The 306-nt window shown below is 55.9% G+C and carries 1 rRNA gene; it reads right to left on the bottom strand.

From position 1 onward, the window contains the following. A 23S ribosomal RNA gene (locus IQ19_RS27605) occupies positions 1–306 on the bottom strand; the annotation flags it as partial.

Raw genomic sequence — 306 nt, 5'->3', positions numbered from 1 at the left:
TCTTACTAGCTTGACGCTATGGGAAATCTCATCTCGAGGGGGGCTTCATGCTTAGATGCTTTCAGCACTTATCCCTTCCGCACATAGCTACCCAGCGATGCCTTTGGCAAGACAACTGGTACACCAGCGGTGCGTCCATCCCGGTCCTCTCGTACTAAGGACAGCTCCTCTCAAATTTCCTGCGCCCACGACGGATAGGGACCGAACTGTCTCACGACGTTCTGAACCCAGCTCGCGTACCGCTTTAATGGGCGAACAGCCCAACCCTTGGGACCGACTACAGCCCCAGGATGCGATGAGCCGACA

The sequence above is a fragment of the Cytobacillus oceanisediminis genome (assembly GCF_007830235.1).
GTDB classification, from domain to species: Bacteria; Bacillota; Bacilli; order Bacillales; family Cytobacillaceae; genus Cytobacillus; species Cytobacillus oceanisediminis.
This window is presented reverse-complemented; position numbering and strand designations above follow the sequence as displayed.